The sequence below is a fragment of the Streptomyces tendae genome, assembly GCF_014650435.1.
Taxonomy (GTDB): Bacteria; Actinomycetota; Actinomycetes; order Streptomycetales; family Streptomycetaceae; genus Streptomyces; species Streptomyces tendae.
In genome coordinates this window covers 284,502-298,421 of the sequence record NZ_BMUY01000006.1, presented here as the reverse complement: position 1 = coordinate 298,421, position 13,920 = coordinate 284,502, and the positions used below count along the sequence as shown (strand labels likewise).

11 protein-coding genes are annotated in these 13,920 nt (G+C 71.6%); 6 read left to right on the top strand and 5 right to left on the bottom strand.

Features of this window, described 5'->3' with window-relative positions; all coding sequences use genetic code 11:
• The first annotated feature begins 480 nt into the window (after positions 1-480).
• Positions 481-3,402 carry a glycoside hydrolase family 48 protein gene (locus tag IE258_RS18550; RefSeq protein ID WP_159325692.1) on the top strand — a complete coding sequence of 974 codons (2,922 nt, stop codon included), beginning with the start codon at positions 481-483 and terminating at the stop codon, positions 3,400-3,402.
• A gap of 253 nt (positions 3,403-3,655) precedes the next feature.
• Positions 3,656-6,319, top strand: coding sequence for a xyloglucanase (locus tag IE258_RS18545; protein WP_189744830.1), 2,664 nt, complete (start codon positions 3,656-3,658; stop codon positions 6,317-6,319).
• Here the strand turns inward: IE258_RS18545 and IE258_RS18540 are convergent.
• Positions 6,312-6,992, bottom strand: coding sequence for a hypothetical protein (locus IE258_RS18540; RefSeq protein WP_189744828.1), 681 nt, complete (start codon positions 6,990-6,992; stop codon positions 6,312-6,314). The genes IE258_RS18545 and IE258_RS18540 overlap by 8 nt on opposite strands.
• Before the next feature lie 279 nt (positions 6,993-7,271).
• On the opposite strand from IE258_RS18540, the gene IE258_RS18535 reads away from it, so the two are divergent.
• Positions 7,272-7,517, top strand: a complete 246-nt coding sequence (locus IE258_RS18535; RefSeq protein WP_159325689.1) for a hypothetical protein — start codon at positions 7,272-7,274, stop codon at positions 7,515-7,517.
• Positions 7,518-7,533: 16 nt separating this feature from the next.
• Here IE258_RS18535 and IE258_RS18530 read toward each other — a convergent pair whose 3' ends face one another.
• The 3 genes from IE258_RS18530 to IE258_RS18520 all read right to left on the bottom strand — a co-directional run bounded on the left by IE258_RS18530 (position 7,534) and on the right by IE258_RS18520 (position 10,556).
• The gene (locus IE258_RS18530; protein WP_189744826.1) at positions 7,534-9,429 is read right to left on the bottom strand and encodes a rhamnogalacturonan lyase; all 1,896 of its coding nucleotides are present in this window, start codon (positions 9,427-9,429) and stop codon (positions 7,534-7,536) included.
• Between the two features lie 76 nt (positions 9,430-9,505).
• Positions 9,506-10,246: a class I SAM-dependent methyltransferase gene (locus IE258_RS18525; RefSeq protein WP_189744824.1), complete on the bottom strand. Its 741-nt coding sequence runs from the start codon at positions 10,244-10,246 to the stop codon at positions 9,506-9,508.
• Between the two features lie 4 nt (positions 10,247-10,250).
• Positions 10,251-10,556, bottom strand: coding sequence for a 4a-hydroxytetrahydrobiopterin dehydratase (locus IE258_RS18520; RefSeq protein WP_161379476.1), 306 nt, complete (start codon positions 10,554-10,556; stop codon positions 10,251-10,253).
• Positions 10,557-10,658: 102 nt separating this feature from the next.
• Here IE258_RS18520 and IE258_RS18515 point away from each other — a divergent pair, with 102 nt between their 5' ends.
• Positions 10,659-11,474 (top strand): helix-turn-helix domain-containing protein, encoded by an 816-nt coding sequence (locus IE258_RS18515; RefSeq protein WP_189744822.1) that lies wholly within the window; start codon positions 10,659-10,661, stop codon positions 11,472-11,474.
• Here IE258_RS18515 and IE258_RS18510 read toward each other — a convergent pair.
• Entirely contained in the window at positions 11,456-11,881 is a 426-nt protein-coding gene (locus tag IE258_RS18510; protein WP_189744820.1) for a hypothetical protein, read from the bottom strand. The genes IE258_RS18515 and IE258_RS18510 overlap by 19 nt on opposite strands.
• A 227-nt stretch (positions 11,882-12,108) precedes the next feature.
• On the opposite strand from IE258_RS18510, the gene IE258_RS18505 reads away from it, so the two are divergent.
• Both IE258_RS18505 and IE258_RS18500 read left to right on the top strand, forming a co-directional pair.
• A complete protein-coding gene (locus tag IE258_RS18505) occupies positions 12,109-12,972 on the top strand; it encodes a Sco1979 family transcriptional regulator (RefSeq protein WP_159325683.1) in 864 nt (287 codons plus the stop codon).
• Between the two features lie 51 nt (positions 12,973-13,023).
• Positions 13,024-13,833 carry an SAM-dependent methyltransferase gene (locus tag IE258_RS18500; RefSeq protein ID WP_189744818.1) on the top strand — a complete coding sequence of 270 codons (810 nt, stop codon included), beginning with the start codon at positions 13,024-13,026 and terminating at the stop codon, positions 13,831-13,833.
• Positions 13,834-13,920: the final 87 nt, after the last annotated feature.

The following is a 13,920-nucleotide window of genomic DNA, read 5'->3' as shown; positions in this document are numbered from 1 at the left end:
CCCGGGCCGCGCTTTCGTCGGCGCGGCCCGCTGCCGATCGGCATGGGGGTGCCGTCGTGATCGGAGGTCAGGAACGGCCCGCGGGCACGGCGGAGCGGCCCGAGGGGTGAGCGAACCGGCACACGGGCCGGTGGGGCGTGGGACGGGTAGCGGCCGCGGCTGCGGCAACGGCTAAAAGTCCTGAACGCGGGAGGTGGAGCGGGGGGTGGCGCATGAGCGACTCCTTGCAGTTCGGACGCGCCGTGACGAACGCGTCGACTGGTGGAACCGCTCCCACTGGTGCAGCGAAGGTAGCGCCAAGTGACGGTAAAGAACAGAGGAGTTACCGACTTTCTCCCCGTCGAACCTGTCGAATCTTTTCGACTGTTCACACATCTTGACCGCGCCAGGCACCCTCCTCACTATGGGAGCGCTCCCACTGGTTCAAGGCTTGTTGCTCCTCCCCCACCCCTCCCCGAGCCGCAAGGAGGAACCAGCACCATGCACGCACGACACAGACCCGGACGCCGCACCGCGCGGCGATGGTGGACCGCCGCGCTGGCGGCCCTCGCACTTCCCCTCACGATGCTGGGCACAGGTTCAACTCCGGCCCAGGCGGCCGCACTTCAGTGCAGCGTGGACTACAAGACCAACGACTGGGGCGCCGGCTTCACCGCGGAGCTGACGCTGACCAACCGCGGCACGGACGCCATCGACGGCTGGACGCTGACGTATTCCTACGCGGGCAACCAGAAGCTGACAAACGGCTGGAACGGCACCTGGTCCCAGTCCGGACAGAACGTCACCGTGAAGAACGCCTCGTACAACGCGCGGATCGCCGCCGGGGCCGCCGTCTCCACCGGCGGACAGTTCACCTACAGCGGCAGTAACGCAGCGCCGACGAACTTCGCGGTCAACGGCACCTCCTGCGTGGGCGCGCACCAGCCGCCGATCACCGTGCTGACCAGCCCCGAGGCGGGCGCCGTGTACTCGCGGGGCGAGGCGGTGCCGCTGGCGGCCACGGCGGCCGCCGCCGACGGCGCCACCATCAGCAAGGTGGAGTTCTACGACGACGCCACGCTGCTGGGCACCGACACCAGCTCGCCCTACACGTACTCGGCCTCTGGCTTGACCGTGGGCAGTCATTCCTTGGTGGCGAAGGCGTACGACAGCATGGGCGCCTCCGCGGACTCGACGCCGGTCGGCGTCACGGTGGCCGCCGGGCCGACCGTGGTCGCCTCGCCGGGTCAACTGGGCGTGCAGCAGGGCGAGTCGGGGACGTACGAGGTCAAGCTGTCGGAGCAGCCGACGGCGAACGTGACCGTCACGACCTCCCGCGCGAGCGGCAACACGGGTCTGACGCTGACCGGCGGCGCGAGCCTCACCTTCACCCCTTCGAACTGGGACACCGCCCAACGGGTGACCGTCTCGGCGGACGCCTCCGGCAGCGGCTCGGCGGTCTTCGAGTCGACGGCCCCCGGCCACGGCAAGGCGGCGGTCACCGTGACCCAACTGGCGGCGGCGAAGGACTACGACGCCCGCTTCCTGGAGCTGTACGGCAAGATCACCGACCCGGCGAACGGCTACTTCTCGCCCGAGGGCATCCCCTACCACTCGGTGGAGACCCTGATCGTCGAGGCGCCGGACCACGGCCACGAGACCACGTCGGAGGCGTACAGCTATCTGCTGTGGCTCCAGGCCATGTACGGCAAGGTGACCGGCGACTGGACCCGGTTCAACAACGCCTGGGAGATCATGGAGACGTACATGATCCCCACCCACGCCGACCAGCCGACCAACTCCTCCTACAACGCCTCCAAGCCGGCCACCTACGCGCCCGAGCTGGACACGCCGAACGAGTATCCGGCGCCGCTGGACGGCACCGTGTCGGTGGGCTCCGACCCGATCGCCGGTGAGCTGAAGTCGGCGTACGGCACGGACGACGTCTACGGCATGCACTGGCTCCAGGACGTCGACAACACCTACGGCTACGGCAACTCGCCCGGCAAGTGCGAGGCGGGCCCCGCCGACACCGGCCCCTCCTACATCAACACCTTCCAGCGCGGTGCGCAGGAGTCGGTGTGGGAGACGGTGCCGCAGCCGACCTGCGACGCCTTCAAGTACGGCGGCAAGAACGGCTACCTGGACCTGTTCACCGGTGACGCCTCCTACGCCAAGCAGTGGAAGTTCACCAACGCCCCGGACGCCGACGCGCGCGCCGTGCAGGCCGCGTACTGGGCGGACATCTGGGCCGGGGAGCAGGGCAAGAGCGACGAGATCTCCGCGACCCTCGACAAGGCCGCGAAGATGGGCGACTACCTGCGCTATGCCATGTTCGACAAGTACTTCAAGAAGGTCGGCAACTGCGTAGGGCCGTCGGCCTGCCCGGCCGGTACCGGCAAGGACTCCTCGCACTACCTGCTGTCCTGGTACTACGCCTGGGGCGGCGCGGTCGACACCTCGGCGGGCTGGGCCTGGCGCATCGGCTCCAGCCACACCCACGGCGGCTACCAGAACCCGCTGGCCGCGTACGCGCTGAGCACCGACCCCGACCTGAAGCCGAAATCGGCGACGGGCCAGTCGGACTGGGCCAAGTCCCTCGACCGCCAGGTGGAGTTCTATCGCTGGCTGCAGTCCGACGAGGGTGCCATCGCGGGCGGCGCGACCAACAGCTGGGCGGGCCGGTACGCGACGCCGCCGGCCGGTACGCCGACCTTCTACGGCATGTACTACGACGAGAAGCCGGTGTACCACGACCCGCCGTCCAACCAGTGGTTCGGCTTCCAGGCGTGGTCCATGGAGCGGGTCGCCGAGTACTACCAGCAGAGCGGTGACGCCGACGCGAAGGCGGTCCTGGACAAGTGGGTCGACTGGGCCCTCTCCGAGACGACCGTCAACCCGGACGGCACCTTCCGGATCCCCTCGACGCTCCAGTGGTCGGGGCAGCCCGACACCTGGAACGCCACGTCCCCGGGTGACAACGGCGACCTGCACGTCACGGTCGCGGACTACACCAACGACGTCGGTGTGGCGGCGGCGTACGCCAAGACCCTCACCTACTACGCCGACCGCTCGGGCGACACCGAGGCGGCCTCGACCGCCAAGGCGCTGCTCGACGGCATGTGGGAGAACAACCAGGACGCGCTCGGCATCGCCGTCCCGGAGACCCGCGCCGACTACAACCGCTTCGACGACGGCATCTACGTCCCGAGCGGCTGGAGCGGCACCATGCCGAACGGCGACACGATCGACGCGTCGTCGACCTTCGCCTCGATCCGCTCCTTCTACCAGGACGACCCTGCCTGGTCGAAGATCGAGAGCTACCTCCAGGGCGGTGCCGCGCCCACGTTCACGTACCACCGGTTCTGGGCCCAGGCGGACATAGCCCTCGCCATGGGTTCGTACGCGGAGCTACTGGAATAGCCCCCGCGAAGCGCTCCGCGGGTTGGGCGGTTCGATTTCGGCTGCGGGCCGTGTGTGGCCGGCCGCGCAGTTCCCCGCGCCCCTTGCAGGGGCGTGGTGGGCACCGCTTCTTTCCCGGTAGCGCTTGACGGCTCCGCGTAATCGGTCTCGTCACCGGACGACGGGACCAACCGACCGGGCGGCCCCTGCCCACGCCTGGGGCCGCCCGGTCCTCGCATGTGTTCTGTTCCTGACGGAAGGACGGTTCCCCACCGTGCGAAGAACCCGGATCCTCACCGTGTTGCTGGCCCTCGCGGCCGGCCTGCTCGCCGGCAGTCCGCCCGGCGCGCTGGCCGCGGAGACCCCGGAGGCGGCGATCGCCGCCGACAGCTACACCTGGAAGAACGCCCGCATCGACGGTGGCGGTTTCGTCCCCGGCATCGTCTTCAACCGGACCGAGAAGGACCTGGCCTACGCCCGCACCGACATCGGCGGCGCCTACCGCTGGCAGGAGGAGTCGCACACCTGGACGCCGCTCCTCGACCACGTCGGCTGGGACGACTGGGGGCACACGGGCGTGGTCAGCGTCGCCTCCGACCCGGTCGAGCCCGACCGGGTGTACGCGGCGGTCGGCACGTACACCAACGACTGGGACCCGACGAACGGAGCGGTGCTGCGCTCCGCCGACCGGGGCGCGAGCTGGGAGAAGACGGACCTGCCGTTCAAGCTGGGCGGCAACATGCCGGGCCGCGGCATGGGCGAGCGCCTGGCCGTCGACCCGCACGACAACGACGTGCTGTATCTGGGCGCCCCCAGCGGCCACGGCCTGTGGCGGTCCACCGACGCGGGCGTCACCTGGTCCGAGGTGACGGCCTTCCCGAACCCCGGGAACTACGCGCAGGACCCGAGCGACACGTCCGGCTACGCCTCCGACAACCAGGGCATCACCTGGGTCACCTTCGACGAGTCCACGGGCGGCGGCGCGGGCACGGCGACGGGGACCGTCTACGTCGGGGTGGCGGACAAGGAGAACGCGGTCTACCGCTCGACCGACGCGGGCGCGACCTGGGAGCGGCTCGCCGGGCAGCCGACGGGCTACCTGGCCCACAAGGGCGTGCTGGACGCCGAGAACGGCTACCTGTACCTGGCGTACAGCGACACGGGCGGCCCGTACGACGGCGGCAAGGGCCGGCTGTACCGGTACGCGACGGCGACCGGCACCTGGACGGACATCAGCCCGGCCGCGGAGGCGGACACGTACTACGGCTTCAGCGGCCTGACCGTCGACCGGCAGCACCCGGGGACGGTGATGGCGACCGCGTACAGCTCGTGGTGGCCGGACACGCAGATCTTCCGCTCGACGGACAGCGGCGCGACGTGGTCCCAGGCGTGGAACTACACGTCGTACCCGGACCGCGAGAACCGCTACACGATGGACGTCTCCTCGTCCCCGTGGCTCACCTGGGGCGCGAACCCGACACCGCCCGAGCAGACCCCGAAGCTGGGCTGGATGACGGAGGCGCTGGAGATCGACCCGTTCGACTCGGACCGCATGATGTACGGCACGGGCGCCACGATCTACGGCACGGAGGACCTGACGAACTGGGACGAGGCGGGCGGCACGTTCGCCATCGAGCCGATGGTGCGCGGCCTGGAGGAGACGGCGGTCAACGACCTGGCCTCTCCCCCGTCGGGTGCCCCGCTGCTCAGCGCCCTGGGTGACGTCGGCGGCTTCCGGCACACCAGCCTGACCGAGGTCCCGTCGATGATGTACACCTCGCCGAACTTCACCTCCACGACGAGTCTGGACTTCGCGGAGACGAAGCCGGACGTCGTCGTCCGGGCGGGCAACCTCGACTCCGGCCCGCACATCGCGTTCTCCACGGACAACGGCGCCAACTGGTTCGGCGGCACCGACCCGTCCGGGGTGAGCGGCGGCGGCACGGTCGCGGCGGGCGCGGACGGCAGCCGCTTCGTGTGGAGCCCCGAGGGCGCCGGCGTGCAGTACACGACCGGCTTCGGTACGTCCTGGCAGGCGTCGACCGGCATCCCGACGGGCGCGATCGTCGAGTCCGACCGGGTGAACCCGAAGACCTACTACGGCTTCAAGTCCGGGAAGTTCTACGTCAGTTCGGACGGCGGCGCCACCTTCACCGCCTCGGCCGCGACCGGGCTGCCCGCAGGTGACAGCGTCCGCTTCAAGGCGCTGCCGGGCGGGGAGGGCGACGTCTGGCTGGCGGGCGGGGCGGCGGACGGCGCGTACGGCATGTGGCACTCCACGGACGGCGGCGAGACCTTCACCAAGCTGCCGGGCATCGACGCGGCGGACACCGTCGGCTTCGGCAAGGCGGCCCCGGGAGCGTCGTACCAGACCCTGTTCACCAGCGCGGAGATCGGCGGGGTGCGCGGCATCTTCCGCTCCACCGACGCGGGCGCGACCTGGACCCGCGTCAACGACGACGCCCACCAGTGGGGCTGGACCGGCGCCGCCATCACCGGCGACCCCCGGGTCTACGGCCGGGTGTACGTGGCCACCAACGGCCGCGGCGTGATCTACGGCGACACCTCGGACACCGGCGGGGGCACCGATCCGGGCCCCGACCCGACGCCCACCGGAGCCTGCGAGGTGACGTACACGGTCACGAACCAGTGGTCGGGCGGCTTCCAGGCGGACGTCCGCCTCACCAACACCGGCACGTCGGCCTGGAACGGCTGGTCCCTCGACTGGTCCTTCCCCGGCGACCAGAAGGTCACCCAGATGTGGAACGCCGAGCACACCCAGTCCGGTACGTCGGTGACGGCCAGGAACGTCGGCTGGAACGCCGGTGTGGCCCCCGGTGCCTCGGTCGGCTTCGGGTTCACCGGGAGCTGGTCGGGGACCAACGCGGAACCGGAAGGGTTCGCCGTCGCCGGACGCGCGTGCCCGACCGCTACCTGACGGGGCCGGTGAAGATCGCCGTCTCCGAGTCGAAGTCGGGGGCGACCTCGATCTGGATCAGTTTCTCGCCCTTGGGGAGTTCGCAGCCCCAGGGCACGCTGATCGACCGGCCGGCGAGGAGCTTGGTCTGGGGAGTGCCGTCGAGACCGGTGTCGGAGTCGAACACGGACTCGCTGCTCCGGCCGTCCTTGCCGTAGGAGCAGTTGACGGTGAGCAGCGTGGTGTCGAGGGTCTTGGTGCCGCTGTTCTTGACCTTGACCGTGAACCGCGCGTACGGGGTCTTCTCGGGTGTGGCGTACTCGCTCGACACCGCGCGCTCGAAGCCGGACAGGCCGACCTCGACGTCGGACTCGTAGGTGACCGTCTCGTCGAGCGCGTAGACACCGTCGTCGGTGTCCTCGGAGGCCGCGGGGGCTTCCTCCGCGGCCTCCTCCTCGGCCGCGGGGGTGTCGCCCCCGCTCACGGACGCCGTCTCGGTGACGGTGACCGTGGGCGCGGGTCCCGCCTCGTCGTCACCGGTGACTCCCGCGGTGACGGCCGCCGACACGGCCGCGGCCACCACCGCGGCGGCCACGGCGACGAGCACCGTGCGGTTCTTCTTGGGCGGCGGGGGCGGAGGCACCGGTGGCGGCCCGTAGGACGGCATGGGCGGCGGTGTGAAGTTGTTGCTCATGGTTCCCCCCGGGGGATGGTGCTGTTGCGTGGTGCATCATCTCCCGGGGCACCGTCATGTGGAGATCCTGTGACGAAATCGTGTCCGTGATCGCCGGAACGGGCACGTCCGTCCGGCCCCGGTCGGGTCCGCGGCCGAGACGACCGCCCGGGAGGCGCGTGCCGACGGCGCCCTCTGTCGGGTTCGTGCCTCATGTGCTCGCTTCACGCCCTTGTGGCTCTGCTGCCCTTCTTCGACCGTTGAGTGGGCGGGAGTGGTGGCGAGGACTGGGGGAACCGGATGGCACGAACCTGGGAGGGGCCGGCGGGGCGGCTGCTGCTCGGACTTGCGGTGCTGCTGCACCGGACGGTCACGGACAGGGCCGCGAAGAGAAGACTCGAGCACTGGCGCAACGCCGTTCTGCGCGCCGCGTACCGGCGGGGCGTGCCGGTCGAGGTGCTCGCCTCCCGGACGCGGCTGACGCAGAGGTGGGTCAGGACGGTGGTCACCGGCGGGAAGCCCCCGCCGGTGGACGAGGCCGCATGAGGGTAGAGGCGTGCGGTCAGGGTGTGTAGACCGAGGGCCGCGGCGCCGTCGGCATGTCCGCGCCGATGAAGAAGCTCGGGTGCGGGGGCTGGTTGTACGCCGTGTTCTGCCAGGCCAGTGCGGTGCGGTACTGGGTGTCGTGGAGGAGGGTCGTGATGCGGGTGTCCGTGTCGTACGGGGTGGAGTAGATGCGCAGGGCCGTGTTGTTCGACGTGCGCCAGACGACCTCCTCGCGCCAGTCGCCGAGGATGTCGCCGGCCAGCACCGGGGTGGCCTTGGTGCCGTTGTTGGAGGCGACGCCGGAGCCGGTCAGCAGGCGGGTGTCACCGGACGTGCCGTACTTGTCGATGCGGGTGCCGTCCAGGAGTTCGCGGACGGTGTCGCCGTCCCACCAGGACAGGAAGTTGGTGCTGGAGGGCTTGCGGCTGTTCACCACCGTGCCCCTGGGGCTGCGGATGCCGCTCTCCGCCGACGACCAGGACTCGGCGCCCGCGCTGCCCGACCAGATGTCCCCGGAGACGCCGCGGCCGTTGTCGCCGCTCGCGCCGGTGGACCAGAGGATCTGGCCCGTGCGGGCGTCCGCCATCCAGGAGGAGGGCTTAGAGGAGTCCTCGTCGACCTTGAACTCCTCCAGACCCGCGCGGGAGGGGTCGAGGTCGCCGACGTGCATGGCGTCGCCGTGGCCGTTCCGGGTGGTCCACAGGGCGTAGCCGTTGTCGTCGACGGCCATCGCGCCGTAGACGATCTCGTCCCGGCCGTCGCCGTCGACGTCCGCGACGGAGAGCTGGTGGTTGCCCTGGCCGTCGTAACCCTTGCCGCTGTTGGTCGAGGAGTTGGTGTCGAAGGTCCAGCGGCGGGTGAACTGCCCGTTCCGCCAGTCCCAGGCGGCGATCACCGTGCGCGTGTAGTAGCCGCGCGCCATGATCACGGAGGGGCGGGAGCCGTCCAGGTACGCGGTGCCCGCCAGGAAGCGGTCGACGCGGTTGCCGTAGGAGTCGCCCCAGGAGGAGACCGAGCCCCGGGCGGGGACGTAGTCGACGGTGCCCATGGCCTTGCCGGTCTGGCCGTTGAACATGGTCAGGTACTCGGGGCCCGACAGGACGTAGCCGCTCGAGTTGCGGTAATCCGCCGAGGAGCTGCCGATGACCGTGCCGGTGCCGTCCCTGGTGCCGTCGGCCGTCTTCATGGCGACCTCGGCTCGGCCGTCGCCGTCGTAGTCGTACACCTGGAACTGGGTGTAGTGGGCGCCCGAGCGGATGTTGCGGCCCAGGTCGACGCGCCACAGGCGGGTGCCGTCGAGCCTGATGCCGTCGACGATCGTGTTGCCGGTGTAGCCGGACTGGGAGTTGTCCTTGGCGTTGGTCGGCTGCCACTTGAGGACGAGGTCGAGCGCGCCGTCGCCGTCGAGGTCGCCGACGGAGGCGTCGTTGGCCTCGTAGGTGTAGGAGACGCCGTCGGAAGTGGTGCCGCCGGCCGGCGGGCTGATCGGCACGTCCTTGTAGCCGGCGCGGAACTGGATCGCGTGGACGGAGTCGCCCTGCTCCGTGCCGTTCACGACCGCGCGGACGGTGTAGTCGGCCTGGGAAGGGGCGCCGGAGTGGAAGTAGGTGGTGGAGCCGGTGATCGGGCTGGAGTTGACCTTCGTACCGGCCCGGTAGACGTTGAACGCGACGTTGTCCGGGTCGGTGCCCAGCCAGCGCCAGCCGACCAGGTTCCCGTCGCCGGTGTGGACGCTGACGACGCCGCGGTCCAGGGCCTCGACCTGGCGTGCCGTGGCGGCCTCGGCGGTGTCGGGGGCCAGTGTCGTCAGACCCGCGCCCATCAGTCCGGCGGCGGCGAGGGCCGCGGCCAGGGCCAGTGGGCGTCTGCGGTGCGTGCGGGGTGTGCGCGAGCCGGTGTGGGGGTGCCTCACGGGACGAACCTCCTGGAGGACGGACGGATTCCGCCTCTCAGTCGCCGCCCGGGGCAGCCGGGTTGCCGCCCTCGGCCTACGACTTCGTGAAGGCCGCGAGGGTGAAGACGGGGTCGGGCCGGGGCCGGTCCTGGTCCGGCAGGGCAGCCAGCCGCGCGGCGAACTCCTCGGCGAGCGGCTCGCCCGGCGGCAGCGTGACGAACCAGCCGCGCCGCAGGTCGGCGACGGTCCGGCGGGGGCTGCGGCCCTGGCCGTGGCCGGTGAAGCGAGCCGTGCCCGCGGGGACCAGGCCGTGGTCGCGGGCGTACTCCCCGACCAGGTGGGCGGCGTCGTGCGCGGTGCTGGGCGGGCGGGCGGCGAGCACGGCGTCGATGTCGCTGCCCACGTTGTGCGAGGCGCCCTTGTCGACCGTGGTCACGTAGGTGCCGCCGGGCCGCAGCACGCGCGCGCACTCGGCGACGATCGCCCGCACGTTCTCGGCGCCGCCCGCGAGATGCAGCAGCCACACGCTGGCGACGGCGTCGAACGTCCCCTCGTCGAAGGGGAGTCGGCGGCTGTCGGCGAGCGCGACGGCGCCGGGCAGCCGGGCCGCGGCGCGGCGGGCCATGGCGGGCGCGAGGTCGACGCCCACCACCCGCAGGCCGTCCCGTCCGGCGACGATCCGCCGGGTGACGATGCCGGTGCCGCAGGCCACGTCGAGCAGTCGGCGGGCCTGCCGCGGCACCAGACTCAGTACGGCTTCGGCGGCCGCCGCGGCCCGGGGCTCGCCGCCGCGGGAGTCGTCGTACCGTTCCGCTTCCTTGTCGTAGTCGAGCACACCGTCAGTGTGCCCCGTGACCGGCGGCCAGGTCCTCCACCCTGCGGGCGAGCTCCACGTCCTTCTCGGTGACGGCGCCGCCCGCGCTGTGCGTGTGCACGGCGAGGGCGACGGTGTTGTAGCCGAGGGTGAGGTCGGAGTGGTGGTCCAGCTCCTCCTGCACCTGGGCGATGTGGACGACCATCGCGGTCGCCGCGAAGTGGGAGCCGAGCCGGTAGGAGCGGGTGAGGCGGCCGGCGTCGAGGGACCAGCCGGGCAGGGCGGCCAGCCGCTCCTCGATCTCCTGCGGCGACAGCGGTTCGACGGGCATGTGCTGCGCTCCTTCACTGGTGGTGCTCGACGGGCGGGTTCGTCTCAGCGTGCCACAACGCGACCGCACCGGCGCGGCCCGCCGTCGACTACCGTTCGAGGCATGACCGCACTCGTGACCGGTACCCCCGCCACCGACCGGGGCGTGGGACCGATGCTGCGTGCCTGGCGGGAGCGGCGGCGGGTCAGCCAGCTGGAGCTGGCGCTGCGCGCCGACTCCTCCGCCCGGCACATCAGCTTCGTCGAGACGGGCCGTTCCAGGCCGAGCGAGGAGATGGTGCTGCGCCTCGCCGAGCACCTGGACGTCCCCGTGCGTGAGCGCAACGCGCTGCTGCTCGCGGCCGGTTACGCCCCGCACTACCCGGAGACCCCCCTGGACGACCCCGCGCTCGGCGCCCTGCGCGAGGGCATGGAGCGGCTGATCCGGGGCTACGAGCCGTATCCGGCGCTGGTCGTCGACGCGACGTACCGGGTGCTGGCGGCCAACCGGGGGATCGCGATGCTGATGGACGGCGTCGCGGAGCACCTGCTCGCGCCGCCGCTGAACGCCATCCGGCTGACGCTGCACCCGGACGGCCTGGCGCCGCGCATCCGCAACCTGCGCGAGTGGCGCGGGCACCTGCTGGAGCAGATGGGGCGGCAGATCGCCCTGCACCGCTCGCAGCCGCTGCGGGAGCTGTACGACGAGGTGGCGGCGTATCCGGTGCCGGAGACGGGGTCGGGCCGTGCGCCGAAGGAGCCGGTGCCGTACTTCGCGCTGCCGATGCAGATCGAGCACGAGGGCCACGTCCTGTCGTTCATCTCGTCCATCTCCACCTTCAACACCCCGATGGACGTGACGGTCGCCGAGCTGGCCATCGAGACGCTGCTCCCGGCCGACCCGGCGACGGTCAAGTACCTTCACTCGTTGCTGCCCTGACCCTGCCGCAGGGCGCCGTACTGGAGCAGGGCGAAACCGGTGACGACGAGGGCCTGGAGCACCGTCCACACCGCTCCGGGCGTGGTGGGGGTGAGCCACAGGGCGAGCGCGGCGAAGCTGACGGCCGCCCAGGCCAGGTTGGCCTCGACGACGGCCCGGACGGCGAGCACCGGGGGTCGCGGGCGGGCGGCCACCAGGCCCACGCACCCGGCGTACACCGCGAGGAAGGCCCCGAGGGCGAGGAGCAGCCCGGAGCCGGCACCGAGGTAGCGGCCGAGCGGGCCGGAGAGTGCCAGGTAGGCGAGCGCGTTGGCGCCGGTCACCGCCGCGTCGAGGGCCAGGAAGCGGCGGAGCATCAGCCGCGGTTCGGCCGTACGGGCGAGTGCGGCAAGCTGGTGCGTGGACATGACGAGTCAGCCTCCGTCGGTTCGGACATGCTGGGGTGGGCCGGGTCCCGGACCGGAGTGCGCCGGACCGGAACCCGGTGGCTCCACGATCCCGCCCGGCGCGGGCACCGTCGATTACCCGCCGGGTAATGCGTCCGGCACATGAATGATCCACGAACACCCCTGTGAGACTGACAGAGGAACATGACAGACTGCGGTGAGACTTGGGCGCGTTGGGGAGGCGTGGCGTGAGCGAGCGGCGGGCCGCACCCACCGTGGGCCAGGTGGTCCTGGGCAGGCGGCTGCAGGAACTGCGGGAGACGGCGGGCCTCAAGCGCGAGGAGGCCGCCAAGGTGCTCCGGGTGGCGCCGGCGACGGTGCGGCGCATGGAGATGGCCGAGGTCGCGCTGAAAATACCGTACGTCCAGATACTGCTGACGGCGTACGGGGTCGCGGGCGACGAGGTCGCGGCCTTCGTCGCCCTCGCCGAGGAGGCGAACCAGCCGGGCTGGTGGCAGCGGTACCACGACGTGCTGCCGGACTGGTTCAGCCTGTATGTGAGCCTGGAGGGCGCCGCGCGGATCGTCCGGTCCTACGAGCCGCACTTCGTCCCCGGGCTGCTGCAGACCGAGGACTACGCGCGCTCGGTCCTGGAGGCCGGGACGATCGGCAACGCGGGCGCGGACGCGGTGGAGCGGCACGTGTCGCTGCGCATGGAGCGGCAGCGGCTCCTCGACCGCCCGGACCCGCCCCACCTGTGGGTCGTGATGGACGAGACGGTGCTGAAGCGGCCGGTGAGCATTCACGGCCGGGTGATGCGCGAGCAGCTCGACAAGCTGCTGGAGTTCGCCGGCCGGGACCGGGTGACGCTCCAGGTCGCCGAGTTCGAGGACGGGCCGCACCCCGGTACGTACGCGCCGTTCACCCTGTTCCGGTTCGCGGAGCCGGAGCTGCCCGACATGGTCTTCACCGAGTATCTGACGGGCGCCCTGTACCTGGACTCCCGCACCGAGGTCTCGGCGCACCTGGAGGTCCTGGACCACATGACGGCGCGCGCCGCCTCGACCCAGCGCACCGAGAAGATCCTGCGCGAGTACCGCGAGACCTTCTGACCGGCGACGACCCGCACGCAGTCCACGCAGCCCCTGAGGAGACGACACCGCATGACCGGATCCGAGCCCGCGCCCCTCGACACCAGCCGGCCGCACCCGGCCCGGGTCTACGACTGGTGGCTGGGCGGCAAGGACAACTACCCGGTGGACGAGGAACTGGCGCGCAGGATTCTCGCGGCGGACAGCACGGCGGTGCGCGGGGCGCGCGCGAACCGGCGGTTCATGCACCGGGCGGTCCGTACCCTCGCCGAGGCCGGGATCCGCCAGTTCCTGGACATAGGCACCGGCATCCCCACCGAGCCGAACCTGCACCAGGTGGCCCAGGCGGTGGCGCCCGAGTCGCGGATCGTCTACGCCGACAACGACCCGATCGTCCTCAGGCACGCGGAGGCGCTGCTGCACGGCTCGGCGGAGGGCACCACCGCCTACGTCCACGCGGACGTCCGGGACCCGGACCGGATCCTGCGGCTGGCGGGCGAGTCCCTGGACTTCGACCGGCCGGTGGCCCTGTCGCTGGTGGCCCTGACCCACTACCTCGGCGACGCGGCCGAGGGCGACGACGTGTACGGCCTGCTCAGGCGCTACGCGGACGTGCTGGCGCCGGGCAGCTACCTGGTCCTCTCGCAGGTCACGCCCGACCTGAACCCGGAGGCGGTGGGCAAGGCCGCGGAGCTGTTCGCGCGCGGCGGCACACCGTTCCACCCGCGCTCCCTGTCCGACTTCGCGCGCTTCTTCGACGGCCTGGAGCTGCTGGGCCCCGGCATCATCCCGGTCACCGGCTGGCGTCCGGAGCCGGAGGACGTGGCGGCCCAGACGGAGGGCATCGTGCCGGTGTACGCGGGGGTGGCGCGCAAGCCCTGACCCCGGCGTCCGGGCGGCCGACACCCGCCCACCTCCCGTCGCCCCCTGACCCGTACGGGCGCCGCGAACGGGTGCGCTCCCGCGCCC

Bases quoted from the DNA above. Each gene is read 5' to 3' on its own strand.
- IE258_RS18550 (WP_159325692.1), top strand. From the start codon at position 481: ATGCACGCACGACACAGACCCGGACGCCGCACCGCGCGGCGATGGTGG.
- IE258_RS18540 (WP_189744828.1), bottom strand. From the start codon at position 6,992: ATGAGCAACAACTTCACACCGCCGCCCATGCCGTCCTACGGGCCGCCA.
- IE258_RS18535 (WP_159325689.1), top strand. From the start codon at position 7,272: ATGGCACGAACCTGGGAGGGGCCGGCGGGGCGGCTGCTGCTCGGACTT.
- IE258_RS18520 (WP_161379476.1), bottom strand. From the start codon at position 10,556: ATGCCCGTCGAACCGCTGTCGCCGCAGGAGATCGAGGAGCGGCTGGCC.
- IE258_RS18515 (WP_189744822.1), top strand. From the start codon at position 10,659: ATGACCGCACTCGTGACCGGTACCCCCGCCACCGACCGGGGCGTGGGA.
- IE258_RS18510 (WP_189744820.1), bottom strand. From the start codon at position 11,881: ATGTCCACGCACCAGCTTGCCGCACTCGCCCGTACGGCCGAACCGCGG.
- IE258_RS18500 (WP_189744818.1), top strand. From the start codon at position 13,024: ATGACCGGATCCGAGCCCGCGCCCCTCGACACCAGCCGGCCGCACCCG.